Source organism: Curtobacterium subtropicum (assembly GCF_030362975.1).
Taxonomy (GTDB): domain Bacteria; phylum Actinomycetota; class Actinomycetes; order Actinomycetales; family Microbacteriaceae; genus Curtobacterium; species Curtobacterium subtropicum.
This window is the reverse complement of sequence record NZ_JAUCMM010000011.1, coordinates 40,316-63,993: the sequence shown is the minus strand read 5'-3', so window position 1 is coordinate 63,993 and position 23,678 is coordinate 40,316. Positions and strand designations below refer to the sequence as shown.

Annotated in this window: 23 protein-coding genes; 5 read left to right on the top strand and 18 right to left on the bottom strand. The window is 71.8% G+C overall.

The window, feature by feature from the left end:
- Positions 1-17: 17 nt before the first annotated feature.
- The 8 genes from dprA to rplS all read right to left on the bottom strand — a co-directional run bounded on the left by dprA (position 18) and on the right by rplS (position 6,136).
- The gene (gene dprA, locus QUG98_RS14055; protein ID WP_289471158.1) at positions 18-1,274 is read right to left on the bottom strand and encodes a DNA-processing protein DprA; all 1,257 of its coding nucleotides are present in this window, start codon (positions 1,272-1,274) and stop codon (positions 18-20) included.
- A complete protein-coding gene (locus QUG98_RS14050; protein ID WP_289471157.1) occupies positions 1,271-2,791 on the bottom strand; it encodes a YifB family Mg chelatase-like AAA ATPase in 1,521 nt (506 codons plus the stop codon). Before QUG98_RS14050 ends, dprA begins: the two co-directional genes overlap by 4 nt.
- Positions 2,788-3,141, bottom strand: a complete 354-nt coding sequence (locus QUG98_RS14045) for a YraN family protein (protein WP_289471156.1) — start codon at positions 3,139-3,141, stop codon at positions 2,788-2,790. Before QUG98_RS14045 ends, QUG98_RS14050 begins: the two co-directional genes overlap by 4 nt.
- Before the next feature lie 152 nt (positions 3,142-3,293).
- Entirely contained in the window at positions 3,294-3,650 is a 357-nt protein-coding gene (locus tag QUG98_RS14040; protein WP_289471155.1) for a histone-like nucleoid-structuring protein Lsr2, read from the bottom strand.
- 135 nt (positions 3,651-3,785) lie between these two features.
- Positions 3,786-4,109 (bottom strand): DUF2469 family protein, encoded by a 324-nt coding sequence (locus QUG98_RS14035; RefSeq protein ID WP_058730091.1) that lies wholly within the window; start codon positions 4,107-4,109, stop codon positions 3,786-3,788.
- Positions 4,110-4,155: 46 nt separating this feature from the next.
- The gene (gene rnhB / locus QUG98_RS14030; RefSeq protein ID WP_289471154.1) at positions 4,156-4,860 is read right to left on the bottom strand and encodes a ribonuclease HII; all 705 of its coding nucleotides are present in this window, start codon (positions 4,858-4,860) and stop codon (positions 4,156-4,158) included.
- Complete coding sequence (gene lepB, locus QUG98_RS14025) at positions 4,857-5,600, bottom strand: signal peptidase I (RefSeq protein WP_289471153.1); 744 nt, start codon at positions 5,598-5,600, stop codon at positions 4,857-4,859. Before lepB ends, rnhB begins: the two co-directional genes overlap by 4 nt.
- A 182-nt stretch (positions 5,601-5,782) precedes the next feature.
- The gene (gene rplS, locus QUG98_RS14020; protein WP_058730094.1) at positions 5,783-6,136 is read right to left on the bottom strand and encodes a 50S ribosomal protein L19; all 354 of its coding nucleotides are present in this window, start codon (positions 6,134-6,136) and stop codon (positions 5,783-5,785) included.
- A 165-nt stretch (positions 6,137-6,301) separates the two neighbouring features.
- On the opposite strand from rplS, the gene map reads away from it, so the two are divergent.
- A complete protein-coding gene (map, locus tag QUG98_RS14015) occupies positions 6,302-7,093 on the top strand; it encodes a type I methionyl aminopeptidase (protein WP_289471152.1) in 792 nt (263 codons plus the stop codon).
- 181 nt (positions 7,094-7,274) lie between these two features.
- Here map and trmD read toward each other — a convergent pair whose 3' ends face one another.
- From trmD to QUG98_RS13990, 5 genes are all read right to left on the bottom strand, one after another.
- On the bottom strand, positions 7,275-7,967 hold the full coding sequence (gene trmD, locus QUG98_RS14010) for a tRNA (guanosine(37)-N1)-methyltransferase TrmD (RefSeq protein ID WP_289471151.1): 693 nt from the start codon (positions 7,965-7,967) through the stop codon (positions 7,275-7,277).
- Positions 7,968-7,969: 2 nt separating this feature from the next.
- The gene (gene rimM, locus QUG98_RS14005) at positions 7,970-8,530 is read right to left on the bottom strand and encodes a ribosome maturation factor RimM (RefSeq protein ID WP_353067855.1); all 561 of its coding nucleotides are present in this window, start codon (positions 8,528-8,530) and stop codon (positions 7,970-7,972) included.
- A 19-nt stretch (positions 8,531-8,549) separates the two neighbouring features.
- On the bottom strand, positions 8,550-8,786 hold the full coding sequence (locus QUG98_RS14000) for an RNA-binding protein (protein WP_058730104.1): 237 nt from the start codon (positions 8,784-8,786) through the stop codon (positions 8,550-8,552).
- A 4-nt stretch (positions 8,787-8,790) separates the two neighbouring features.
- On the bottom strand, positions 8,791-9,207 hold the full coding sequence (gene rpsP, locus QUG98_RS13995; protein ID WP_058730105.1) for a 30S ribosomal protein S16: 417 nt from the start codon (positions 9,205-9,207) through the stop codon (positions 8,791-8,793).
- Positions 9,208-9,390: 183 nt separating this feature from the next.
- Positions 9,391-11,547, bottom strand: coding sequence for an oxidoreductase (locus QUG98_RS13990; RefSeq protein ID WP_289471150.1), 2,157 nt, complete (start codon positions 11,545-11,547; stop codon positions 9,391-9,393).
- Between the two features lie 79 nt (positions 11,548-11,626).
- Between QUG98_RS13990 and QUG98_RS13985 the strand changes: the two genes are divergently transcribed.
- A complete protein-coding gene (locus QUG98_RS13985) occupies positions 11,627-12,757 on the top strand; it encodes a glutamate--cysteine ligase (protein WP_289471149.1) in 1,131 nt (376 codons plus the stop codon).
- A gap of 72 nt (positions 12,758-12,829) precedes the next feature.
- Here QUG98_RS13985 and ffh read toward each other — a convergent pair whose 3' ends face one another.
- Complete coding sequence (ffh, locus tag QUG98_RS13980) at positions 12,830-14,386, bottom strand: signal recognition particle protein (protein ID WP_289471148.1); 1,557 nt, start codon at positions 14,384-14,386, stop codon at positions 12,830-12,832.
- Positions 14,387-14,481: 95 nt separating this feature from the next.
- On the opposite strand from ffh, the gene lipB reads away from it, so the two are divergent.
- Positions 14,482-15,171, top strand: a complete 690-nt coding sequence (lipB, locus tag QUG98_RS13975; RefSeq protein ID WP_434533450.1) for a lipoyl(octanoyl) transferase LipB — start codon at positions 14,482-14,484, stop codon at positions 15,169-15,171.
- Complete coding sequence (gene lipA / locus QUG98_RS13970; RefSeq protein ID WP_289471147.1) at positions 15,168-16,151, top strand: lipoyl synthase; 984 nt, start codon at positions 15,168-15,170, stop codon at positions 16,149-16,151. The genes lipB and lipA overlap by 4 nt, the downstream gene beginning before the upstream one ends.
- Before the next feature lie 197 nt (positions 16,152-16,348).
- Here lipA and QUG98_RS13965 read toward each other — a convergent pair whose 3' ends face one another.
- Together QUG98_RS13965 and ftsY are read right to left on the bottom strand one after the other, a co-directional pair.
- Positions 16,349-16,507: a DUF4175 domain-containing protein gene (locus QUG98_RS13965; RefSeq protein WP_137767577.1), complete on the bottom strand. Its 159-nt coding sequence runs from the start codon at positions 16,505-16,507 to the stop codon at positions 16,349-16,351.
- A 95-nt stretch (positions 16,508-16,602) separates the two neighbouring features.
- The gene (gene ftsY / locus QUG98_RS13960) at positions 16,603-17,472 is read right to left on the bottom strand and encodes a signal recognition particle-docking protein FtsY (RefSeq protein ID WP_289471146.1); all 870 of its coding nucleotides are present in this window, start codon (positions 17,470-17,472) and stop codon (positions 16,603-16,605) included.
- Positions 17,473-17,685: 213 nt separating this feature from the next.
- Here ftsY and QUG98_RS13955 point away from each other — a divergent pair, with 213 nt between their 5' ends.
- A complete protein-coding gene (locus QUG98_RS13955; protein WP_289471145.1) occupies positions 17,686-18,711 on the top strand; it encodes a TerC family protein in 1,026 nt (341 codons plus the stop codon).
- A gap of 192 nt (positions 18,712-18,903) precedes the next feature.
- Here QUG98_RS13955 and QUG98_RS13950 read toward each other — a convergent pair whose 3' ends face one another.
- Entirely contained in the window at positions 18,904-22,674 is a 3,771-nt protein-coding gene (locus QUG98_RS13950) for an AAA family ATPase (RefSeq protein ID WP_289471144.1), read from the bottom strand.
- 32 nt (positions 22,675-22,706) lie between these two features.
- On the bottom strand, positions 22,707-23,678 hold the full coding sequence (gene mutM / locus QUG98_RS13945) for a bifunctional DNA-formamidopyrimidine glycosylase/DNA-(apurinic or apyrimidinic site) lyase (protein WP_289471143.1): 972 nt from the start codon (positions 23,676-23,678) through the stop codon (positions 22,707-22,709).

Here is a 23,678-nt window from a genome sequence, read left to right as displayed (position 1 = left end):
GGTAGGCGCGTTCCCGGTCACGACCTGGCCCACCCGCCGACGGTGTGCTGGACGAGGCCCTGCAACTCGGCCAGCGCGAGCGCGTCCACCACCGCTCCGGTGGACATGCCCGAGCGGACGGCGATCTCCTGTTCCCCGAGCGCCCGCCGCCCCAGAGCGTCGAGCACCCGCACCACCTCGGGGTCCTGCCGCCCACCGCCGAGCGGCTCGTCGCTGCGCGGCTCGCCACCATGTCGGGTCGACCGGCCCCGGACGGACCGACCGTGTGCCCCGAGCACCGCGTCGACGGGATCACCCGGCCCCACCACGATCTGGGCACGGCCTTGGGCGACGAGTCGGTGGCACCCCACCGAGGCGGACGACGAGAACGCACCCGGCACGGCGAACACGGGCCGACCGAGCTGGGCGGCGTGGTGCGCGGTGTTCAGCGCGCCAGACCGGGCGCCGGCCTCGACCACGACGGTCGCCGCGCCGAGCGCCGCGATGAGCCGGTTGCGCGCCAGGAACCGCCACCGCGTCGGTCGGGTCCCCGGCGGCGACTCCGCCAACAGCGTCCCCTGACGAGCCACGTTGCGCAGCAGCTCGACGTTGCCGGTCGGGTAGAGCTGGTCGATCCCGCCCGCCAGGACCGCCACCGTCGGCGCGCCCGCAGCGACGGCAACCCGGTGCGCGGTGGCGTCGATGCCGTACGCCCCACCGCTGACCACCGTGCAGCCGGCATCGGCAGCGGCCGAGGCGATCTCCGCCGTCGCCTCCGCCCCGGCCACGGTGTTCGCACGTGAACCGACCACCGCCAGCGCCGGCTCGCGACCCCGCCGTCCCGAGCGTGCCCACAGCACGACCGGCGCGTGCGGGCCGAGGTCGTCGACGGCTCCCGGCCAGGATGCAGTCCCGGGGACGACGAGCCGCGCGCTGACGGCACGTGCCGCATCGAGCGTCGCGAGGACGTCGACCCTACCGAGCCGCGGCCCCCACCGTTCCAGAGCCACCCGCACCGTCCCGGCGAGGGTCGCCGGGGACTCGGCGCCGGGGACGGCTGCGTCGGTGCACGCGTCGAGCAGGCCCTCCGGCCCGTCGTCCAGGGCTGCTCGCACCAGTGCGAAGGAGCGTTCGGCGCCGAGTGCCTGCACGAGCAGCCCGGCGACCGAGTCACCGGGCTCCACGACCGTCGACCACGCCACGCGCGCTGCTGCCTCGACCAGGTCGACGGCATCACCGCCGCCCCGGCCCAGGGCCGTCGCGGTCGTCCCGAGCAGGTCCTGCGCCCCGTTCACAGTGCACCCCGGAGGGCGAGGGCCTCGCGCACGTGCTGCCCGCCCGGCCGGTCGTCGCCCTGCAGGTCGGCGAGCGTCCACGCGAGGCGCATGGTCCGGTCCCAGCCGCGCATGGTCAGCGTGCCGAGGTCGAGTGCCCGGTCCAGCATCGTGGTCGCACCGGGCTCCGCCCGACCGGGGCCTCGGAGCCACGCCCCGGACACCTCGGCGTTGCGCGACCACCCCGTGCCGGCGAGCCGCGCGCGCATCGCGTGCTGTGCCGCCTCGACGGTCGCCCGTGCCTCGGCCGTCGTGGGCGTCGTCCCGTCCTCGCCGCGGATCAGTCCGGTGGTCACCCGCGGCACGCGCACCCGGATGTCGATCCGGTCGAGCAGCGGCCCGGACATCCGACCGAGGTACCGACGGACGGTTGCCGGCGGGCACTCGCAGGGCTGCCGTGGCGACCCCGCGTTGCCGCACGGGCAGGGGTTCGCCGCGAGCACGACCTGACAGCGTGCCGGGAACTCGGCGGCACCGGCAGCGCGGTGCACCGTGATCCGGCCGGACTCCAGCGGCTGCCGGAGCGCGTCGAGCACCGCACGCGGGAACTCGAGCGCTTCGTCGAGGAACAGCACGCCCCGGGTCGCGCGGGACACGGCACCCGGCCGCACCGTGCCCGACCCGCCGCCGATCAGGGACACGGCGGACGCCGAGTGGTGCGGAGCCTCCCACGGTGGTCTGGTGGTCCACGAGGCGACACCGTGCCCGGCGACCGACCGCACCGCCGCGACCTCGAGCGCCGCGTCGTCGTCGAGGTCCGGGAGCAGGCCCGGGAGCCGCTCGGCGAGCATGGTCTTCCCGGCGCCGGGCGGCCCGACGAGCAGGGCGTGGTGGCCGCCGGCGGCCGCGGCCACGATCGCCCGGACACCGGTCGGGTTGCCGACGACCTCGGACAGCTCGGCGACGGGCGTCCGTTCGGGGAGCACCGGCGGCGCGGCGACCGGCGCGACGTCCACCGACGGGAGGAGCGCCCCGGCGTCGATCGCCGCCGCCCGGAGCGAGTCCACCGCACGGACCTCCACGCCGCGCACGAACCGTGCCTCGTCCGCGTTGCCGGTGGGCAGCACGACCCGCTCGGCTCCGGCGTCCCGCGCCGCGAGGACCATCGGGACGACGCCGGGCACGGGCCGGAGCCGTCCGTCGAGCCCGAGCTCCCCGATGTACACCACGCGCTCGCTGACCCGCGGCGCGACGTCGGCACCGGCGAGCACGGCCATGGCGATCGCGAGGTCGAACCCGGACCCCCGCTTCGGGATCGCCGCCGGCGTCAGGTTCACGGTGATCCGCCTGGCCGGCAGCGGTGCTCCCGCGTTCGCCGCCGCTGCTCGCACCCGCTCCCGGGCCTCGCCCAACGAGGTGTCCGGCAGCCCGATGATGCTGAAGGCGGGCAGCTGGCTCGTCAGGTGCGCCTCGACCTCGATCCGTCGCCCGGTCACGCCGAGCAGGGCGACCGCGGCGGACCGACCGATGCCGGTCACAGGATCCCCGTCAGGTGCTCGACGCCGAACCGGTCACCGGCGACGTGCACCGCCACCGCATCGAGGCGGACGGCCGCAGCGTGCGTGTCCGGGTGCGCCGCGAACCACATCGGCACCAGCTGACGGAGCCGCGCGGTCTTCGTCGCGGTGATCGCCTCGAACGGGTGCCCCGTGCCGGTCCCCGCACGCGTCTTGACCTCGACGAAGACCAGGGTCCGTCCGTGCCAGGCGATGACGTCGACCTCGCCGCGGGCGCACCGCCAGTTCCGCTCCACCAACCGGTACCCGCGCGCCGTGAGCCATTCCACTGCGCGGTCCTCGCCGTACGCACCGAGTGTTCGTCGTTCCATGTCGTTGCCTCCACCGACGACGATGCGGCAATGCGGCCGGTGCAATCCCGTGGACGACAGATCTGTGGACGAGCACTTGCGATGAGAATGTTGTGCAGGAATGACGAGACCCCGGATGCCGTCAGGACATCCGGGGTCTCGTGTTCCGTGCGTCAGTGTGCGGCTGCGTACGCTTCCTGCACCTGGGTCGAGATGCGGCCGCGGCTCGAGACCTCGTACCCGTTCTCCTTCGCCCACTCGCGGATCTTCGCGAGCTCCTCGGAGTTCCCGCGCTTCGGAGCGGACTTCGGCGCGGAGCCGCCGTTCCCACCCGAACGACGACCGGACACCTTGCGGGCCGCGGCGACGTAGTCGGAGATCGCTTCGCGGAACTTGTCGACGTTCTCGTCGGAGAGGTCGATCTCGTAGTTCGATCCGTCGAATGCGAACTCGACGGTCCGGCCTTCACCTGCGGCGATCGGCGAGTCGTCGAGGTCGTCGACGAGCTGGACGGTGACCTTCTGTGCCATGTCGTGCTCCTGTTCGGAAGTAGGGGAGGTCCCCATGACGACGAGTCATGGGGAAAGCTTCTCCACCACCGTAGCGCGACAATTGCAGGAATGTGTCCGGAAAAGCGGCCGAGTCGCAATTCCAGAAACTGTGGATCACTCGTCGAGTGCGAGTTCCTTGGGCAGTTCGAGTTCCCGCGAGGTGAGTTCCTCGACGTTCACGTCCTTGAAGGTGAGCACCCGGACGGACTTCACGAACCGGTCGGAACGGTAGACGTCCCAGACCCACACGTCGTTCATCGTGAGTTCGAAGTAGAAGTCGTGCTCGGTGTCACGACGGACGAGGTCGACCTCGTTCGCCAGGTAGAACCGCCGCTCGGTCTCGACCACGTACCGGAACTGCGACACGACGTCGCGGTACTCGCGGTACAGGGCAAGTTCGACCTCGCGGTCGTAGTCGTCGAATTCGTCGTCATCCATCGCCCGCACAGTCTACGGCGAGACCGACCGCCGTGGACGCAGTCGGTCAGTCGGCGACGGAGAGCTCGTCGAAGCCGTCGAGCGCGACGCTCGAGGCCTGGTGCAGCCAGCTCTTCCGGTGCAGCGGGTGGGCACCTGCTGCACGGATGCCGTCGTAGTGGGCCGTGGATCCGTACCCCTTGTTCGACGACCACCCGTAGTGGGGAGCGTCCTCGTGCGCGGCGATCATCAGCGCATCCCGCTCCACCTTCGCGACGACCGACGCCGCCGCGACCGAGGCGCAGTCCCGGTCCGCCTTCACGCGCACCACGACGTCGAGCGGACCGCCCGTGGGGACGAGGTCGGCCGGCACCGCGCGCGACAACCAGTCGAACGACCCGTCGAGCACCACGACCGTGTCGTCGAGGGACACCCCGTCGCGGACGAGGGCGCCGAGGGCCGCCGCACCCGCCTGACCGAGCGCGGGCACGATCCCCTGCCGGTCCACCACGTCCGCCGACGCCATCCCCACGGCGGTCCGCGCCCACCGCCGGACGACCGGCACCAACTCGGTCCGCCGCGCAGCGGAGAGCAGCTTCGAGTCGGCGAGCCCCTGGGGCACACGTCCGATGTCCAGCGTCACCGCCGCGACACCGACGGCCACCGGACCGGCGATCGCGCCGCGGCCGACCTCGTCCATGCCGATCACGGTCACCCGACCGGAACCGAGCAGCTTCTTCTCGACCCGCAGCGAGGGCCGGACCGCGGTCACCGGTCCTTCTCCTCCACGCCCGCGAACACGTCGGGGTAGTCGTCCAGCCACGTCCACCGGCTGGTGGGCCAGGAGATGACGAAGGCCCTGCCGGTCACGTCCGAGAGCGGCACGAACCCCTTCGACGGCGTGTCACGGTTGTACCGGGAGTCCTTCGAGTCGTTGCGGTTGTCACCCATCACCCAGATCGTCCCCTCGGGCACGGTGACCGAGAACGGGTCGGCCGACGCCGGGGCACCGCTGGGCAGCAGCGTGTACGGCTCCTTGAGCGGGACGCCGTTCACGGACATCTGCCCGAGGTCGTTGCAGCACGTCACCTTGTCGCCCGGCAGGCCGATGACCCGCTTGATGAGGTGGTCGTCGCTGTCTCCGGTCCCCAGACCGACCTGGGTGAGGAGCCAGTCGATGGCCTTCGCCGGCTGCGTGGTGGGAGCGACGCTCGGCACGTTCGCACCGGTGAGCCACCCGCCCGGGTCCTTGAAGACGACGACGTCACCGCGCTTGAGCGAGACAACGTCGGGCACCAGCTCGTTGACGATCACCCGGTCGTTGACCTGCAGCGTGTTCTCCATCGACTCGGACGGGATGTAGAACGAGCGGATCAGGAACGTCTTCACGAGGAACGAGACGAGCAGCGCCGCGAGGAAGATGATGACGAGGTCCCGCAGGAACGTCAGGACACCGTTGCCCTGCTTCTCGGCCCGTGGGCGGCGCCCCGATCCTTGGGTGGTGTCCGTCATGTCCGCTCTCGTTCAGGAGCACGCCGACCGGCGTGCCGACCCACACCCGCACCGGTCGGGCGTGGAAGACCCGGCGCCCCGCGGGGCGCGCACAACGGGAAAGCCCCCCGTCGATGCACAACCGTACATCGGCGGGGGGCGTCCAGTGGAACCCGGCTCGCGGGCTCGCACTGTGAAGGCGATCAGGCGTCGCGCTTCTCCTTGATCTTGCGGCGGGCCGCCTTGCCGCGGAGCTCGCGCAGGTAGTAGAGCTTCGCGCGACGGACGTCACCGCGGGTGACGACCTCGATGTGGTCGATGATCGGCGAGTGCACCGGGAACCAGCGCTCGACGCCGACCTGGAAGCTGACCTTGCGGACCTTGAAGGTCTCGCCGAGGCCGTGGCCCTGGCGCGCGATGACGACACCCTGGAACACCTGGACGCGCGAGCGCGTGCCCTCGATGATGTTGACGTGCACCTTGATGGTGTCACCGGGGCGGAAGTCCGGGACGTCGGTGCGCAGGGACGCTGCGTCGACGTGGTCGAGGAGCTGCATGTTCGTTCACTCTCTGCGGACGCGCACGGGTCGCCGCGGATCGGTTCTGGAAAGAAGTGTCCGTGCCCGGAATCGGCGACTCCCCCGTGGCAGAGTCCAGCCAGGGCACAGCGTCCAATCCTGCCACAGAACGGGCACTCCCGCCAACCGGTGCAGGATGGGACCATGATCGAACTCCGCACCCCCGCCGAGCTGGAGGGCCTCCGCGCCGCCGGACGGTTCGTCGCCGACGTGCTCGACGAGCTGCTCGAGACCGTCGACGTGGGCGTGAACCTGCTCGACCTCGACCGCGTCGCCGCGAGGATGATCGCCGACCGCGGCGCGGTGAGCTGCTACGTCGACTACCACCCCTCGTTCGGCAACTCGCCCTTCGGCAAGAACCTGTGCACGTCGGTCAACGACGCCGCCCTGCACGGCCTGCCCCACGACCGCGTGCTCGTCGACGGCGACCTCGTGAGCCTCGACTTCGCCGCGAGCGTCGACGGCTGGGTTGCGGACTCCGCCGTCACCGTGCAGGTGGGCACCGCCCGGGACGAGGACCAGCGGCTCGTCGAGACGGTCGAGCGCGCACTGGTCGCCGGCATCGAGCAGTTCCGGCCGGGCGGCAAGCTCGGCGACGTCTCGTACGCCATCGGCCGGGTCGCGAAGGACGCCGGCTTCACCGTCAACACGCAGTTCGGTGGACACGGTGTCGGACGCACCATGCACGGCGAGCCGCACGTCCCGAACGACGGCCGCCCGGGGCGCGGGCTGAAGCTCCGGCCCGGCCTGGTCGTCGCGATCGAGCCGTGGCTCATGCAGGGCACCGACGAACTTGTGCAGGACGAGGACGGCTGGACCTTGAAGAGCGTCGACGGATCACGCGCCGCGCACGTCGAGCACACGGTCGCGGTCACCGAGGACGGTCCCGAGGTCCTCACCCTGCGCCGCGCCCAGCGCGCCGACGCGACCGCCTGACGGACGGGAGGCGCGGCGCACCCCCGCCCCGCGCCTCCCGTCCGCGCACATCCGCGAAAGCGACAGATCGCCTCGAACGGTCAACGGCAGCCTGTCGCTTTCGCGGTACGGACCGACAGCCGGACAGCCGGCAGCGGACAGCCAGCAGCCGGACAGCCGGACAGCCAGCAGCGGGCAGGCGCTACGCGTCGGGCAACAGGTCCGGACGGACCCGGCGGGTCCGCTCCACCTGCTGCTCGTGCCGCCAGGTGGCGACACGGGCGTGGTGTCCGCTGAGCAGCACGTCCGGTACCTCGAGATCCCGCCAGACGGCGGGCTTCGTGTACGAGGGGTACTCGAGCAGGCCGTCCTCGTGCGACTCCTCGACCAGGGACTCGGGGTTGCCGACGACGCCGGGGACGAGTCGACCGACCGCCTCGATCATCGCCATCGCCGCGACCTCGCCGCCGTTGAGCACGTAGTCACCGAGGGACAGCTCGACCACGGAGCAGCGCGAGGCCGCCCAGGCGAACACCCGGGCGTCGATGCCCTCGTACCGCCCACAGGCGAAGACGAGGTGGTCGTGCTCGGCGGCCAGCGAGCGGGCGATCGACTGGCGGAACGGGGTCCCGGCCGGAGTCGGCACGACGAGCGTCGACGACCCGTCCTCGCGCAGGATCGACGACAGTGCCTGCGCCCACGGCTCGGGCTTCATCACCATGCCGGCACCACCGCCGTACGGGGTGTCGTCGACCGTGCGGTGCCGGTCCGTCGTCCAGTGCCGCAGGTCGTGCACGTGCACGTCGAGCAGCCCGTCGATGCGGGCCTTGCCGAGCAGCGAGACGTCGAGGACGGAGAAGAACTCCGGGAAGATCGTGACGATGTCGATCCGCACGGTCAGCCTTCCGGGTCGGTCGGCGTGACGGTCTCGGGCCGCGAGGTGTCCTCGGGGTCCTCGAACAGCCCCATCGGGGGCGTCACCGTGACCGTGCCGCCCGCGATGTCGACCGTCGGCACGATCGCCGAGACGAACGGCACCAGCACCTCGCCGCGCGAGGGGGTGTCGATCGCGAGCAGGTCCTGTGCGGGCAGGTGGTCCACACGGGCGACCGTCCCGACCTCGACGCCGTCGCGGAGCACGCGGAGGCCGACGAGCTGGTGGTCGTACCAGGCGTCGTCCTCGCCGGTCTCGGCATCGGCGTCCTGCTCCACCCAGAGGATCGCCCGCGCGAGTGACTCAGCAGCGGTGCGGTCCGACACGCCCTCGAAGAAGGCGACCGGGTGGCCGTTGTACCAGCGGAGCTCGTCGATGGTCAGCGTCCTGCCCGACCAGGGCGAGTCCGAGGGGACCTGGAGCGTGAACTCCGCCCCCGGCGTGAACCGACGATCCGGGTCGTCTGTGTAGAGCTCGAGCTTGATGCCGCCCTTGAGCCCGTGCGCCTTCGTGATGCGACCCACCCGCAGCTGGGTCGTCTCCCTAGGAATCGGTGTCGACCACGTCGACCCGCACCCGCTTGCCGTCGGCGAGAGCCGAGACGAGGGTGCGGAGCGCCTTTGCGGTCCGTCCGGCGCGACCGATCACGCGACCGAGGTCCTCGGGGTGCACACGCACCTCGAGGACCTCGCCACGCGCAGAGGTGGAACTGGCGACGCGGACGTCGTCCGGGTGATCGACGATCCCCTTGACGAGGTGCGTCAGCGCAGAGTCGAGCAAGGAATCAGGCCTCGGTCGTCTCGGCGGCGTCGTCGGCCGACTCGGCCGGAGCAGCGGCGGGGGCCGTCTTCTCCGACTTCGGCTTCAGCACGGCCTTCTTGGCGGTGTCCGCGACGAAGGCCTGCTTCGGCTCGGCGACCTTGACGGTGGACTCGGTGTTGCCCTCGCCCTTGAACTTGCCCCAGTCGCCGGTCAGCTTGAGGAGCGCCGCGACCTGCTCGGTCGGCTGCGCGCCGACGCCGAGCCAGTACTGGGCACGGTCCGAGTTGATCTCGATGACCGAGGGCTCCTCGGTGGGGTGGTACTTGCCGATCTCCTCGATCACGCGACCGTCGCGCTTGGTGCGCGAGTCGGCGACGACGACACGGTAGTACGGCGCACGGATCTTACCGAGACGCTTGAGACGGATCTTGACAGCCACAATTGCTCCTGTTGCGTGTTGTTGTGGTTGAACCGGAACCGCGGGCGTGGGGGCACGCGCGGTGGAAGCTCGAAGGGAGTCGCGACCTGCTGGATAGAGGGTCGAGCAGACGCGATTCGACCGTTCATTCTTGCAGGTTTCGGCCCGAGAAGCGAGTCGGGACGCGCCGACGCCGTGCCGGGATCAGGGGGCGAGCACCCGGACGGCGTCGATCGCCTCGCTCGTGGCCCGGACCGCGTCCACGCTCCGGGCGTCGCGGGCACCACCGACGACGGCGTGCGGCACCCCGGCGGCGGCCAGACCAGCGGCGAGTCCCGCCTGCGCGACGGCGGCCGCGTCGTCCGCGCCCGCGTCGACCGCGCCCGCGTCGACCTCCGGCGAGCGCTCCTGCCCGGCGCACACGACGACGTGGTCGGCCGGCACCGCGGTGTCCCGACCGTCCTCGTCCCGGATCCACAGCGTGCCCGGCTCGATGCGCAGGTACTCCTGCACGCCGCCGATCATCCGCACGCCGGCGTCACGGAGCCGTCCGACGGCCACCCAGCGCGACGTGATGCCGATGCCCTGCCCGAACTTCCCGGACCGTCGGAGCACCGTCACGTCGCTCCCGGGCCGGAGCGTCCGTCCGGCCGCGGGCTGCCGCTGCGGGAGGTCCCCGACCAGGTCGTCGGCCACGGTGACGCCCCAGCGGGCGGCGAACTCCGCAGCTCGGACGGACTCGTCGGGCGACTCGACCAGGAACGCCGCGGTGTCGACGCCGATGCCGCCGCCGCCGATCACCGCCACGGTCCCCGGCGGGACCCCGTCGCGCAGGGCGTCCTCGTAGGTCACCACGTGCGGCAGCTCGGCGCCCGGCACGGCGATCCGGCGCGGGACCACACCGGGTGCGAGCACCACGGCGTCGCTGTCCAGCAGGTCCGCCGTGGTGGCCGCGCGCCCGAGGTGCACGGTGACCCCTCGGTCCTCGAGTTCGGCGCGGGCAGCCTGGACCGTCGCGGCGTAGTCCTCCTTGCCCGGGACGACCGCGGCCAGCGCGAACTGCCCGCCGAGCGTCTCCGAGGCCTCCCAGAGCGTCACGACGTGTCCCCGCCGTGCGGCGTCCACGGCGGCGGCGAGCCCCGCGGGACCACCGCCGACGACGTCGACGCGCTTCGGGTCGGTCGTGGGGCGCAGCGGCAGGGCGAGTTCCCGCCCGGCCCGCGGGTTCACGAGGCACGACACCGGCTGGCCGACGATCGACCGGTCGAGACACGCCTGGTTGCAGCCGATGCAGGTGTTCACGAGGTCGAAGCGGCCGTCGAGCGACCGGCGGACGATGTCCGGGTCGGCGAGGAACGGACGGGCGAGCGCCACGGCGTCGACCCGTCGGTCGCGGAGCACCGACTCCCCGTCGCGCAGGTCGGTCATCCGGTTCGAGGCGATCACCTGCACCTCGGGGTGTGCCGATGCCCGCACCACGGCCGCCACACGCTCGGCGTACCCGAGCCAGGCCCCGTGCGGCACCGAGGCCTGCACGGTCGGCGTGCGGGACTCGTGCCAGCCGATGCCGACCGACACCGCGTCGAGGCCGAGCGGCAGCAGGTCGTGCACGAGCGCGTCGACCTCGTCGTCGGTGGTCGAGCCGGGCATCAGGTCGGCGCCGGACAGCCGGATCGTCACCGCGAGGTCGGGGACGGCGGCACGGACGGCTCGGACGACCTCGACCGCGAAGCGACGGCGTCGGACCGCGTCCCCGCCCCACTCGTCGTCGCGGAGGTTCGTCAGCGGCGACTGGAACTGGTTGACCAGGTACCCCTCGGACGCCATGATCTCCACGCCGTCGAAGCCGATCGCCGCAGCGGACCGGGCGGCCGCGGCGAAGTCGTCGATCGTGCGGCGCACCTCGGCGTCGGTGAGCGCGACGGGCTGGACCCCGCGCGCAGCGGCCCACGGCAGCGCGCTCGGCGCCACGACCCGCTGCGGTCGGCCGTTCCGGTCGACCATGCCGTTCGCCAGTGCGTAGCGGCCCGCGTGGAAGAGCTGGGCGAGCACCGCACCGCCCTCGTCGTGCACCGCGTCGACGGCGACCCGGAACCGCTCGTCCGCTCCCCCGACGCCGAACACCGCGAAGTCCGGACCGCCGCGGGCCTCGTCGCTGACGGCGATCCCCCCGGTGACGATGCAGCCGACGCCACCCGCCGCGCGCTCGCGGTAGAACGCCGCCATGGCTGCTCCACCGTCGTCGAGCACCTCGAGCCCGGTGTGCATCGACCCCATGACGACCCGGTTCCGCAACCGGAGCGGCCCGAGGGTCCACGGCGACGAGAGGACGGCGAGGTCGGTGACGGCAACGCTGCTCATGACGACCACTCTGCCGGACGACGTGCCCGGGACGGAGTTCCTTGTACCGACCCTCCAACCCGACGGGCAGGATGGCCCCATGGACATCCGCTTCACCGAGTCCCGCCCGTCGACGATCGGCGTCGAGTGGGAGCTCCCGCTGGTCGACCGCGGCACCGGCGACCTCGCGCCCCGCGCCCCCGCCGTGATCGCCGCCGTGCAGGAGCGGCTCGGCGACCACGACCGGGTGACCGAGGAGCTCCTGACGAACACCGTCGAGGTGGTCACGGGCGTGCACGAGACCGTGGGTGGGGCGACGAGCGAGCTCGCGGGCATCATCGGCGAGGTGATCGACGCCGCCGAACCGCTCGACGCGCAGGTGATGTGCTCCGGCACCCACCCGTTCGCGCTGTGGGACCAGCAGGAGATCACCGCGGACAGCGAGCACTACAACACGCTCATCGACCGCACGCGGTGGTGGGGCCGGCAGATGCTCATCTGGGGCGTCCACGTGCACGTCGGCATCGACGACCGCGACAAGGCGGTGCCGATCATGAACGCGATGCTCGCCTACGTGCCGCACCTGCAGGCGTTCACCGCGTCGAGCCCGTTCTGGGGCGGGACCGACACCGGGTACGCGTCGAACCGCGCGCTGATGTTCCAGCAGCTCCCCACCGGCGGGCTGCCACCGGGCATCGACGATTGGCGCGGCTTCGAGACCGTCGTCGACGACCTGACGAAGACCGGCGTGATCGACGGGTTCAAGGACCTGCGCTGGGACATCCGCCCCTCGCCGGGGTGGGGCACGCTCGAGAACCGCGTGTCCGACGGGGTCTCGACGCTGCACGAGGTCGGCGCGGTCACCGCGTTCGTCCAGTGCCTCGTCACGGCGCTGTCCGACCGACTCGACCGCGGCGAGGACCTGCCGTCGATGCAGCCGTGGTTCATCCGCGAGAACAAGTGGCGTGCTGCCCGCTACGGCATGGAGGCGGAGATCATCACGAACGCCGCCGGCGACGAGCGCCTGGTCACCGACGAGGTGCACGACCTGGTCGGACGGCTCGATCCGATCGCGGAGCGTCTCGGGTGCCAGCAGGAGCTGCACCACCTCGACACGATGATCGCCGAGGGCGCCTCGTACCAGCGGCAGCTGCGCGTGGCGCAGGAGAACGGCGGGGACCTCCGCGCGGTGGTCCGCCACCTGGTCACCGAGCTGCGCGAGTCGCTCTAGACGCGACCCACGAACGGACAGGAGGCCCGTGGCGGGATCGCCACGGGCCTCCTGTCCGTCGTCCGGTCGCGACTAGCGACCCAGGAACTTCTGCAGGCTGGCCAGCTCTTCCTCGGTCGGCGCCTTGCCGCCCTTGCCGCCGCCGAAGCCGAAGCCCGAGCCGGTCGGCGCCTGCTGCTGCGGCTGCGCCGCCGCACCCGACGCGAGCGCCGCGCGCTTGGCGGGGTTGCCGACCTTCTTCTTCTTCGCGCCGCCCTGCTGCTGCTTCTTCTTGCCGCCGTGCATGCCGGGGATCGGCCCCATGCCGGGCATCTGCGGGACGCCACCGCGCGCGACGGTCTTCATCATCTTCGCGGCCTGCTCGAAGCGGTTCACGAGCGCGTTGACCTCGGTCACCGTGGTGCCGGAACCCTTCGCGATGCGGAGCCGACGGGAGCCGTTGAGGAGCTTCGGCAGCTCGCGCTCCTGCTTCGTCATCGACTGGATGATCGCCTCGGTCCGGACGATCTCGCTCTCGTCGAAGTTGTCGAGCGCCTCGCGCATGCCCTTCGCGCCGGGGAGCATGCCGAGCATGCCCTTGATGGAGCCTGCCTTGCGCAGCTGCTGCATCTGCGCGAGGAAGTCGTTCAGCGTGAAGGAGTCGGTCGCGATCTTCTCGGCGACCTTGCGGGCCTCGTCCTCGTCGAACGCGGACTGCGCCTGCTCGATGAGCGACAGGATGTCGCCGAGGTCGAGGATGCGGCTCGCCATCCGGTCCGGGTGGAACGGCTCGAAGTCGTCGAGCCCCTCGCCCGTGGACGCGAACATGATCGGGCGACCGGTGACGCTGGCGACCGACAGGGCCGCACCACCGCGGGCGTCGCCGTCGAGCTTCGACAGCACGACGCCGGTGAAGTCGACGCCCTCCTGGAAGGCACGCGCGGTCGCGACGGCGTCCTGACCGATCATCGCGTCGATGACGAAGAGGACCTCGTCCGGGTCGACGGCCTTGCGGATGTTCGCCGCCTGCTTCATGAGCTCGGCGTCGACACCGAGTCGACCGGCGGTGTCCACGATGACGGTGTCGTACTGCTGGTCGACGGCGGCCTTGATGGCGTTCTTCGCGACCTTGACCGGGTCGCCGACGCCGTTGCCGGGCTCGGGGGCGAACACGTGCACGCCGGCCTGCTCGCCCACGACCTGGAGCTGCTGCACGGCGTTCGGACGCTGGAGGTCCGCCGCGACGAGCATCGGGGTGTGGCCGTCCTTCTTGAGCCACTTGCCGAGCTTGCCCGCCAGCGTGGTCTTGCCGGCGCCCTGGAGGCCGGCGAGCATGATCACCGTCGGCGGCCGCTTCGCGAACTCGAGCCGGCGCTGCTGCCCGCCGAGGATGCCGACGAGTTCCTCGTTGACGATCTGGACGACCTGCTGCGCGGGGTTGAGCGCCTTGTTGACCTCGTCCGAGAGCGCGCGTTCCCGCACGGAGGCGGTGAAGGCCTTGACGACCTCGAGCGCGACGTCCGCGTCGAGCAGGGCCCGGCGGATCTCGCGGACGGTGCCGTCGACGTCGGACGGGGACAGACGACCCTTGCTCCGCAGGTTGCGGAAGGTCTCGGTCAGCCGATCGGAGAGTGAGCCGAATTGTGCCATGGTCCGACGATTCTACAGGCCCGCCTCCGACCACCCCGGACCGCCGATGGACAGGTTGTTGGACTGCGTCCAGGAACCGGGGTAGCGTGCTCGACGTGCCCCAGCTCGAGATCATCCGCTGGCCCGGCCTCCTCGACTACGAGGAGGGCCTCACCGTCCAGCGGGCCTACCACGCCGACGTCGTCGCCGGTCGCTCCCCCGGCGTCGTCGTGCTCTGCGAGCACCCGGGCGTCTACACGGCCGGGCGACGGACCGAGTCCACGGACCTGCCGACCGACGGCTCTCCGGTGGTCGAGGTCGACCGGGGCGGGCGGATCACCTGGCACGGCCCGGGACAGCTCGTGGCCTACCCGATCGTCCGGCTCGCCGACCCGCTCGACGTCGTCGCGTGGGTCCGCGACCTCGAGCAGGTCGTCCTCGACGCCGCAGCGTCGGTGGGGGTCACCGCCGAGCGGGTCGCCGGGCGCAGCGGCGTCTGGGTGCCCCGACCGGGCGGTGGCCCGCACGACAAGGTCGGTGCGATCGGCCTGCACGTCGCCGAGCACGTCTCGAGCCACGGCATCGCGGTCAACTGCGACAACGACCTCGCCCCCTACGGCGCGATCGTGCCCTGCGGCATCGCCGACGCGGGCGTCACCACCCTGAGCCGCGCAGCAGGAAGGCCCGTCACCGTCGACGAGGTCGCCGCCCTCGTCGGGCCGCGCATCCAACAGGCCGTCGACGGGATGCACGCCGGTCGTCGGATCAGCGCCACCAGCACCACGCGACAGGAGGTCGCCGCATGACCCTCGCCCCCGAAGGCCGCCGCATGCTCCGCGTCGAGGCCCGCAACGCCGCGACACCCATCGAGACGAAGCCCGCCTGGATCAAGACCCGCGCGACGCAGGGCCCGGAGTTCCGGGACCTCTCCGCACTGGTCCGGGACAAGCAGCTGCACACCGTCTGCCAGGAGGCCGGCTGCCCGAACATCTTCGAGTGCTGGGAGGACCGCGAGGCGACCTTCCTGATCGGCGGCTCGCAGTGCACCCGCCGCTGCGACTTCTGCCAGATCGACACCGGCAAGCCCAGTCCGCTCGACCGGGGCGAACCCCGGCGCGTGGCGGACTCCGTCGTGTCGATGGGCCTCAAGTACGCGACCGTGACCGGGGTGGCGCGCGACGACCTCGACGACGGTGGCGCCTGGCTCTACGCGGAGACCATCCGGCAGATCCACGAGCACTCCCCCGGTACCGGTGTCGAGATCCTCGTGCCGGACTTCAACGGCCGCCCCGACCAGCTCGGGCAGGTGTTCGACGCCCGCCCGGAGGTCTTCGCGCACAACGTCGAGACGGTGCCGCGCATCTTCAAGCGCATCCGCCCTGCCTTCCGCTTCGAGCGTTCCCTCGACGTCATCACCCAGGGCCGTGACGCGGGACTCGTGACGAAGTCGAACCTCATCCTCGGGATGGGCGAGGAACGCCACGAGGTCATCGATGCGCTCGAGCAGCTGCACGAGGCCGGCACCGACATCATCACGCTGACGCAGTACCTCCGGCCGTCGCCGCGGCACCTGCCCGTCGCGCGCTGGGTGCAGCCGGAGGAGTTCGTCGACCTGCGCGAGATCGCCGAGGACATCGGCTTCTCCGGCGTGCTCGCCGGACCGCTCGTCCGGTCGTCCTACCGGGCCGGCCGGCTGTGGGCGCGTGCGACGGTCGCACGCGGGGGGACGGTCCCTCCGCACCTCGCCCACCTGCTCGAGGCGGCGCCGGGTCGCCAGGCCGTCTGAGGCGCGAGCGGGGCGCGGGACGCGGGACGCGGGACGCGGGACAAGCCGAGACTCGGCTCCGCAGACAGTTTCGCGACGATCCGACGGCAGAACTGTCCGCCCAGCCGAGACTCGGGTCGCGACCACAGAACGGACGGGAGGCGCGGTGCCAGCTGGCACCGCGCCTCCCGTCCGTCCGTCAGCGGGTCGCGTCGCGGCTACGCGCGACCGCGGATGCTCCGGAGGAGCCAGCCGATGACCGCCAGCAGGATGAGCACGATGCCCACCCAGAGCAGGAACTTCAGCGCACCGACGAAGATGCCGCTGAAGAGCAGGACGAGGCCGACGATGATCGCGATGATCAGCAGTGCGGGCATGAGGGTCTCCAATCCCTGGAACGAGACCGAGCGGATGCCCGGACCGACGAGGACGCTACTCGCCCGGCGGTCGTCGCGTTCGCTCCTTGCGACGGTCAGCCGACGAGGTTCTGGACGAAGACGTGCGGCGTGAAGCCGGTGAGGTCGTTGATGCCCTCACCCTGACCGATGAGCTTGATCGGGATGCCGGTCTTCTCCTGCACGCTGAGCACGAACCCGGCCTTCGCCGATCCGTCGAGCTTCGTGATGACGAGTCCCGTGACCCCGGCACCCTCGATGAAGGCCTGCGCCTGGGCCAGGCCGTTCTGCCCGGTGGTGGCGTCCAGCACGAGCAGGACCTCGGCGATCTCGGTCTGCTTCTCGACGACGCGCTTGATCTTGCCGAGCTCGTCCATCAGCCCGGCCTTGGTGTGCAGGCGGCCTGCGGTGTCGATCACGACGATCTCGGTGCCGTCGCGCATGGCCTTCTCGACCGTCTGGTACGCCACCGACGCGGGGTCCTGACCGGGCTGCGCGGGCCGCACGACCTCGACCCCTGCGCGCTGCGCCCAGGTGGCGACCTGCTCGACCGCTGCCGCACGGAAGGTGTCCGCCGCGCCCACGACCACGGTGCGGTCGTAGGTCTTGAGGAACTTCGCGAACTTGCCGATCGTCGTGGTCTTGCCGACGCCGTTCACGCCGACGACGAGCACGACCGCCGGGCGGTTGCTGAGCTTCAGCGTGGTGTCGAGCTTCGACAGGCGTTCCTCGAGCACCTCGCGGAGCATGCGCTGCAGGTCGGCGGGGTCCGTCGTGCCGTACCGGTCGACCCGGGCGTGCAGGTCCTCGATGACCTCGTCCGCGATGTCCGGGCCGAAATCCGCACCGATCAACGCGGTCTCGAGGTCGTCCCACGTGGTCTCGTCGATGGTCTTCCGCTGGAACAGGCCGCGGAGACGGGAGGACAGTGACCAGGAACTCGCCATGCTCCCAGCTTAGGGCGCACCGAGTGGGAGCCGTGCCCGGTATCCTCGGTTCCTGAAGGGGAGTACTCCCGCGCGGCGCACCCGTCAGTACGGTCTGGGACGATCCAGACCCGGGACGCCGGTCGTGTCCGACCACCAGGTCGACACGGCGGAGGAGACCTTCAGGCATCGGCGTACCCGCTCGGCGGGACGCCCCGAACCTGAAGGAAACAGATGGACGTCCCTCTCTACGTCTGGCTCATCACCATCGCCGGCATCCTCGCGCTGCTGGTGTTCGACTTCTACTCGCACGTGCGCACGCCGCACGTCCCGCACATCAAGGAGTCCGCTTTCTGGTCGGCGTTCTACGTCGGGCTCGCGATCCTGTTCGGTGTCGGCATCCTGGTCTTCGGCGGCGGGCAGGCCGGCGGTGAGTACTTCGCCGGGTGGTTGACCGAGAAGGCCCTGTCCGTCGACAACCTCTTCGTCTTCCTCATCATCATGTCGAGCTTCGCGGTGCCGAAGGAGTTCCAGCAGAAGGTCCTGCTGGTCGGCGTCGCGATCGCCCTCGTCGCCCGAGGCGTGTTCATCGCACTCGGCGTCACGATCATCGAGAACTTCTCGTGGGTCTTCTACCTGTTCGGCGCACTGCTGTTCTGGCTCGCCTGGTCGCAGGCCAAGGGCGGCGGCCACGACGAGACCGAGGGCGACTCGAAGCTGATCCGCGCCCTGCGCCGGGTCATCCCGACGACCGACGACTACCACGGCGACAAGCTCACGGCCCGTGTCGACGGCAAGCGCCTGTTCACCCCGATGCTGCTCGTCATGGTCGCGATCGGTCTGACGGACGTGCTGTTCGCCCTCGACTCGATCCCCGCGATCTTCGGTCTGACCCAGGACGCCTTCATCGTGTTCACCGCGAACGCGTTCTCACTCCTCGGTCTGCGCCAGCTGTACTTCCTCATCGCTGGCCTGCTCGAGCGCCTCATCTACCTCGGTCAGGGCCTGGCGGTCATCCTCGCCTTCATCGGCGTGAAGCTCGTCTTCCACGCGATGCACGTCAACGAGGTGCCCTTCATCAACAACGGTGAGCCGATCCTCTGGGCCCCCGAGATCCCGATCTGGTTCTCGCTGAGCTTCATCGCGCTGACGATCGCCGTGGCCACCGCCGCGTCGCTCATCGTGTCGAAGAAGCGCCAGGAGCGCGGCCTGACCCCGACGGGACAGCCGAAGGAGGCCGTGGAGGCCGACGCGAAGTAGTCGCCACCACCTGACGGACGGGAGGCGCGGTGCCAGCTGGCACCGTGCCTCCCGTCCGTCCGCGGCGGACCCCGGTGCTCGAGACTCGCGCTGAGCGACGGTCCTCGGGCTCAGGAGCGCGAGAACCGTCGCTGAGGCCGAGACTCGGACCGCGCGAGCCGGCCGGACCGCGCGAGCCGGCCGAGCCGGGCGCTACGCGACAGCATCCGCGGGCTCGCGCCGCTGCACGCGCTGGCCGACCACGGCGGAGACGCCGTCCTGGCGCATCGAGACGCCGTACAGCGCATCGGCGATCTCCATCGTGCGCTTCTGGTGCGTGATCACGATGAGCTGCGACGACTCCCGCAGCCGCTCGAACACGGTCAGCAGCCGCCCGAGGTTGGCGTCGTCGAGCGCCGCCTCGACCTCGTCCATGATGTAGAACGGCGACGGCCGGGCGGTGAAGATCGCCACGAGCAGCGCCACCGCCGCCAGGGACCGCTCGCCGCCGGACAGCAGCGTCAGCCGATCGATCTTCTTGCCCGCGGGCTTCACCTGGACGTCGAGCCCGGTCGTGAGCAGGTCGTCCGGGTTCGTCAGCGTGATCGACCCCGTCCCGCCCGGGAACAGGATCGGGAAGATCACGTCGAACGCGGCCTTCGTGTCCTCGAACGCCGCCTCGAAGATCGTCTGCATCTTCGTGTCGAGCTCCTCGATGATGGTCAGGAGGTCGGTGCGGGTCTTCTGCAGGTCGTCGAGCTGCTCGGCGAGGAACGCGTGCCGCTGCTCGAGCGCCTGGAACTCCTCGAGCGCGAGAGGGTTGACCTTGCCGAGCCGACCGAGGTCCCGCTCCGCCGCCGCGAGCCGCTGCTCCTGCTCGGCGCGGACGTACGGCACCGTCTCGACGTCGGCCGGGTCGACCTCGTCGGTGGCGTCCAGCTCGGGCAGCGCCGGGCCACCGGGCAGGGTCGACTCGGCGTCGACGAGCTCCGGCACCTCGCCGTCAGCGGCGGCGGAGTCGACGTCGACGTCGACGACGGCGTCGGCTGCGCCGGCCGACACGGCGCCGGTGCCGTCCGGGCCCACGACCGCCGCCTCCCCCGACGCCGCAGCCCGGGCCCGCTCGGCCTCGCGGTGCCGCCGGGCGAGCACCCGCGGATCCACCAGGACGTCGACCGGCACCGGGACGTCGGGCCCGTACTCCGCGACGAGCACGGCCTCGTTCAGCCCGAGGTCGCTCTGCGCCCGGTCGAGCACGCCGGACACGTGCAGCTTCTTCTCGTAGATCTCCATCTCGAGCGAGTGCACGCCGTCGGTGACGGTCTGCAACCGCTCGCGGAGCTCGCGTTCCTCGTTCCGGACGACCTGGAGCTCGGTGTTGCGCTTCGTGCGCTCGGCCTCCTCCGTCGCGAGCCGCACCCGCGCCTCGGCGAGCGAGCGGTCGACCGCCCCGAGCACGCCCGGCAGGTCCGCGAGGACGCCCTCCGCCACCGCGATCTGCCCGCGACGGATCACCGCGAGCCGTGCTGCCTCCTCCGCAGCCGCACGCTCGGCCTCGAGCTGCCGCTGCAGCCCCGCCGCACGGTTCCACTCCGACCGGGCGCGCTCCCGCACGGTCTCGACCTGGATGCGCTGCTCGATCTCCGCGGCGCGTGCCGCCTCGACGGCGTCCTGCAACGCGGGACGCCCGGACGCGTCGACGACGGGTCGGGGTCGTTCCTCGAACACCCGCAGGGTCTCCTCGGCCTCCGCCAGCGCACCGTCGGCGGCCTCGACCGCGCCGTCCGTCTCTGCCAGCGCGGCACGCAGGCGCGCCACCTCGGCCGCGGCGTTGTCAGCGCCGGCGCGCACCGCCGCGCTCGATCGGTCGTACTCGGCGACCGCCGCGGTGTGCGCGCGCAGGGTGCGGTCGGCGTCCTCCGCCACGCGGCGCGCCTCCTCGACGTCCTGACGGGCGGCCTGGAGGCCCGTGGCTGCGTCCGCCGCGTCGGCCGCCACCGCATCGCGGCGGCCCTGTGCATCGTCCCGCTCCGCCACGAGCTCGATGCGGGACACCGTGCGCGCGCCACCACCGGTCACCCGGACGGTGCGGACGAGGTCACCCGACCGCGTCACGACCGTGGCGTGCGGGGCGGCGGCGAGCACGGCCTCCAGGTCGACGTCGTCCGTCACCGCGACCAGCGTCGTGCGGAGCACCGCGGTGATCGCGGGCGGCCCCTGCACCACGTCGAGTGCCGGTCGCACGCCCGCCGGCAGCGAACCGGGGAGCCCCGGCCCGTCGAGCTCGGCGTCCGCGACGACGACGTCGACGCGGCCGAGGTCGGCCTCGCGCGCGTGCGCGACCGTGGCGAGGGCCGTGTCGCGGTCGGCGGCGAGCACCGCGTCCGCCAGCCCGTCGAGCGCGGTCGCGACGGACGCCTCGAAGCCGGCCTCGACGGTCAGGGCGTCGGCGAGCCGGCCGAGCACACCGGCACGCCGGGCGTCGATGACGGCCTGCGACCCGTCGCGGACGTCGATCGACATGCCGAGTGCCGCCACCCGGGCGTCGAGGGCGTCCCGTTCGCGCTCGAGGGTGTGGAGCCGGTCGCGCAGGGCGTCACGCGCGGTCTGCGCTGCTTCGAGCCGCTGGCGCGCGGCGTCGTGCGCGGCGGCGAGGGCGTCCGCGTCCACACCGTCGGAGGGGTCGTCGCCGATCTCGCGCAGGGCCGCGGTCGCACGGGCAGCGCGCTCCTCGGCCTCGGCGAGCGAGCGGGTCCGACGGTCACGGTCCGCGGCGACGGCGGTGCGACGCGACCGCTGCGCGTCGACGGCGTTCCGGAGGCGCTGGGCGTCGAGGTCGTGCTGCGACACGCGTGCGGCCTGCGCGGCGATCTGCTCGTCGAGTGCGTCCAGGCGACCCCGGGCCTGTTCGACCGCGGCCGCCGCCGCCCCGGAGCCCGCGGCCATCTCGGCGGCACGGGCCTCGAGCCGTTCGGCCTCGGCGCGCACGCCCTGCACGCGCTCCGAGGTGATGGTCGGTCCCTGCTGCGGTGCGTCGGCCTGCTGGGCGAGGAACATCAGGCGCTGGTTCGCCAGGCTCGACAGCCCGCGGAGTCGCTCCTGCACGCTCTCCAACCGGTGCACCACGGTCCGGGCGCGGTCGACGGCGTCGCCGACCATGCTCTGCTCGACCTGCTGCTGCCGGACACGGGTCTGGTCGAGCCGTTCCTGCAGGACGATGCGCTCGGACTTCCGACCGGCCTCGACCTCCTGGTGCTCGTGGAGCTCGCGGCGCAGGCGGACGACGTCGTCGGCGAGGATCCGGGCCTTCGCGTCGCGCGCCACCGCGGCGACGGACTGCGCCTTGCGCGCGACCTCGGCCTGTCGCCCGAGGGGCTTCAGCTGCCGACGGATCTCCCCGGCCAGGTCGGAGAGCCGCGTCAGGTTCGTCTGCATGGCGTCGAGCTTCCGGAGGGTCTTCTCCTTGCGGCGCCGGTGCTTGAGGATGCCGGCGGCCTCCTCGATGAACCCGCGGCGGTCCTCCGGGGTGGCGTGCAGCACCTTGTCGAGCTGGCCCTGGCCGACGATGACGTGCATCTCGCGGCCGAGGCCGGTGTCGCTCAGGAGCTCCTGCACGTCGAGCAGGCGACAGTTCTCGCCGTTGATGGCGTACTCGCTGCCGCCGTTGCGGAACAGCGTGCGGGAGATCGTCACCTCGGAGTACTCGATCGGCAGCAGGCCGTCGGTGTTGTCGATCGTCAGGAGCACCTGCGCGCGGCCGAGCGGCCCGCGCGTCGAGGTGCCGGCGAAGATGACGTCCTCCATCTTGCCGCCGCGGAGGGTCTTCGCGCCCTGCTCTCCCATCACCCAGGCGAGGGCGTCCACCACGTTCGACTTGCCGGAGCCGTTCGGACCGACGATGCAGGTGACCCCGGGCTCGAACGCGAAGGTCGTCGGTTGCGCGAAGGACTTGAACCCCTTGATGGTGAGGCTCTTCAAGTACATGCGGGTCTCCGGGTGCTCGGTTGCGCGCCAGGCTAACGCGTGCGGCGGCGCGGAGCGGGTTGGCACACGGGGCACCGGTGGCTGGACCGGTTCATGAACGCCTCACGCACGATCGTGGTGCCGCAGCGCGGGCAGGGCTTCCCCTGCTGCCCGTACACCGCGAGGCGCTGCGAGAAGTACCCGGACTGCCCGTTCACGTTGACGTACTGCGCGTCGAAGCTCGTGCCGCCGTCCTCGAGAGCACGGCCGAGGACGCTCCGGACCTCGGCCAGGAGCCGGTGCAGGTCGGCCCGGGGCAGGCGCTCGGCGGGGCGGTCGAAGTGCAGCTTCGCTGCCCACAGCGACTCGTCCGCGTAGATGTTGCCGATGCCGCTCACGACACCCTGGTCGAGCAGGACGCGCTTGATGCCGCTCGAGCGCTTCCGGGCCATCGCGACGAAGCGGTCGTCGTCGAAGGCCGGGTCGAGCGGGTCCCGCGCGATGTGCGACACCTGCGTCGGGATGCTCCGCCGCCACGGAGCGTCCGGGTCACGGGCGTCGACCGCTCCGGCGGACCCGGCCGGGGCGCCGTCCACAGTCGGCACCATGGCGTCGACGGCCATCGATCCGAACGTCCGCTGGTCGACGAACTCGAGCTCGACCGGCGCCTCCGGACGGCCGTCGCGGTCGGTCCCGGTCGGCTGCACGTCGATCAGGATGCGGCGGTGCTTCGCAGCCGGGCGACCGCGGCCCAGCAGGACCTGGCCGGACATCCCCAGGTGCGTGACGAGGGCCTCAGGGCGGTCGCCCTCGTGCTCGGGGACCAGGGGGAACCACATGAACTTGCCCCGCCGCACGGCAGCGGCGATCGTCCTGCCGGTCAGCCGCTCGGCGAAGTCCTCCGTCGGGCCGTCATGGCGGGTGAGTGCGCGGTCGTCGACGACGTCGACGTGCAGCACGCGGGCACCGCTGACGGCGGGTTCGAGGCCGGCGCGGACGACCTCGACCTCGGGGAGTTCGGGCAC

Excerpts from the sequence above, each read along its gene's own strand:
- QUG98_RS14045 (WP_289471156.1), bottom strand. The coding sequence starts at position 3,141 with ATGGAACGACGAACACTCGGTGCGTACGGCGAGGACCGCGCAGTGGAA.
- QUG98_RS14040 (WP_289471155.1), bottom strand. The coding sequence starts at position 3,650 with ATGGCACAGAAGGTCACCGTCCAGCTCGTCGACGACCTCGACGACTCG.
- QUG98_RS14035 (WP_058730091.1), bottom strand. The coding sequence starts at position 4,109 with ATGGATGACGACGAATTCGACGACTACGACCGCGAGGTCGAACTTGCC.
- lepB (WP_289471153.1), bottom strand. The coding sequence starts at position 5,600 with ATGACGGACACCACCCAAGGATCGGGGCGCCGCCCACGGGCCGAGAAG.
- rplS (WP_058730094.1), bottom strand. The coding sequence starts at position 6,136 with ATGCAGCTCCTCGACCACGTCGACGCAGCGTCCCTGCGCACCGACGTC.
- map (WP_289471152.1), top strand. The coding sequence starts at position 6,302 with ATGATCGAACTCCGCACCCCCGCCGAGCTGGAGGGCCTCCGCGCCGCC.
- QUG98_RS13990 (WP_289471150.1), bottom strand. The coding sequence starts at position 11,547 with ATGAGCAGCGTTGCCGTCACCGACCTCGCCGTCCTCTCGTCGCCGTGG.
- QUG98_RS13985 (WP_289471149.1), top strand. The coding sequence starts at position 11,627 with ATGGACATCCGCTTCACCGAGTCCCGCCCGTCGACGATCGGCGTCGAG.
- ffh (WP_289471148.1), bottom strand. The coding sequence starts at position 14,386 with ATGGCACAATTCGGCTCACTCTCCGATCGGCTGACCGAGACCTTCCGC.
- lipA (WP_289471147.1), top strand. The coding sequence starts at position 15,168 with ATGACCCTCGCCCCCGAAGGCCGCCGCATGCTCCGCGTCGAGGCCCGC.
- QUG98_RS13965 (WP_137767577.1), bottom strand. The coding sequence starts at position 16,507 with ATGCCCGCACTGCTGATCATCGCGATCATCGTCGGCCTCGTCCTGCTC.
- ftsY (WP_289471146.1), bottom strand. The coding sequence starts at position 17,472 with ATGGCGAGTTCCTGGTCACTGTCCTCCCGTCTCCGCGGCCTGTTCCAG.
- QUG98_RS13955 (WP_289471145.1), top strand. The coding sequence starts at position 17,686 with ATGGACGTCCCTCTCTACGTCTGGCTCATCACCATCGCCGGCATCCTC.
- QUG98_RS13950 (WP_289471144.1), bottom strand. The coding sequence starts at position 22,674 with ATGTACTTGAAGAGCCTCACCATCAAGGGGTTCAAGTCCTTCGCGCAA.